This window comes from Pedobacter sp. Bi27, from assembly GCF_918698255.1.
In the GTDB taxonomy this organism is placed as follows: Bacteria; Bacteroidota; Bacteroidia; order Sphingobacteriales; family Sphingobacteriaceae; genus Pedobacter.
In genome coordinates, this window is sequence record NZ_CAKKMW010000023.1 from 1 (window position 1) to 1,069 (window position 1,069).

1 protein-coding gene is annotated in these 1,069 nt (G+C 41.0%); it reads left to right on the top strand.

Features of this window, described 5'->3' with window-relative positions; genetic code table 11:
* The first annotated feature begins 58 nt into the window (after positions 1-58).
* The gene (locus tag LQ227_RS25555; RefSeq protein WP_230145291.1) at positions 59-1,036 is read left to right on the top strand and encodes an integrase core domain-containing protein; all 978 of its coding nucleotides are present in this window, start codon (positions 59-61) and stop codon (positions 1,034-1,036) included.
* The last annotated feature ends 33 nt before the right edge of the window (positions 1,037-1,069 follow it).

The following is a 1,069-nucleotide window of genomic DNA, read 5'->3' on the forward strand; positions in this document are numbered from 1 at the left end:
TGTAAGGGTTTAGTAATTCGGTAACAGAATTAGCTTTGTATTAGCTAATGATTGATTTATGCGAATAAACACGAATGATCTTACCTTAAAGCGTAATTACCTGAACAAATACCGTTTCCTGATCACAGAATATGAACAGGTAAAAGCTGGTCTGCACGCCAATTTTAAACTTGTAAAAGACTTCTACTCTGCGCATGATACTGATGCGCGAAGTTTTTTGAAGTATTACAACAGGTTCAAGCAATCGGGCAATGAACTGGACCTGCTCCCAGCGAAGCGTGGTCCTAAGTACCGTACAAGACGTCCCGACCTACAGGATGAACAAAAAGTGCTTGATCTTCGTAAACTTGGCTGTAATAAATTTGAAATAGCCAGTCAGCTTCAACAAAAATCAGATAAATTTACGCCATCGGCATCTGGGGTATACAATATCCTCAAGCGTCACGGTCAGAACCATTTGAGGTCGGCCGAAAAAGAAGTTAAACGAAAGATCATAAAGGAGTATATGGGCCAGTTGGGACATATTGATTGCCACCATCTTAGTAAAAGTGTAATCAGGGGACAAAATAGAAAGCTTTATCTGCTGTGTGTCCTCGATGATTATTCACGTTTGGCCTGGGCAGAGGTAATGGAAGACATTACCGCTCTTACCACCATGTTCGCTGGTATGCGCTGCATGCAGATGCTCAAACAGGAATTTGGGATACTCTTTGAGGAGATGATTGCTGACAACGGGCCAGAGTTCGGTCCCTCAATCAGTCAGAACAAAAAGAACCATCCCTTTGAGAGGATGCTGATGGAAACCGGGATCAAACGACGTTACACCAAGGCATATCGGCCACAGACAAACGGAAAGGTTGAACGCTTCTGGAGAACCTTAAAAGAGGATCTCATTGAAGATACAGACTTTGATAGCCTAGAGGAATTGCAGGACGAACTTTTAAAGTATATTGTATATTATAACTGGGAAAGACCACACCAAGGAATTAATGGTAAAAAGCCTGTGGAAATGGTCAATATAAATAACAAAAAATAAACTAGTTCATTACCGAATTACTAAACCTTTACA

What these genes read in the sequence shown, in the direction of transcription:
- LQ227_RS25555 (WP_230145291.1), top strand. Translation starts at nt 59, where the DNA reads ATGCGAATAAACACGAATGATCTTACCTTAAAGCGTAATTACCTGAAC.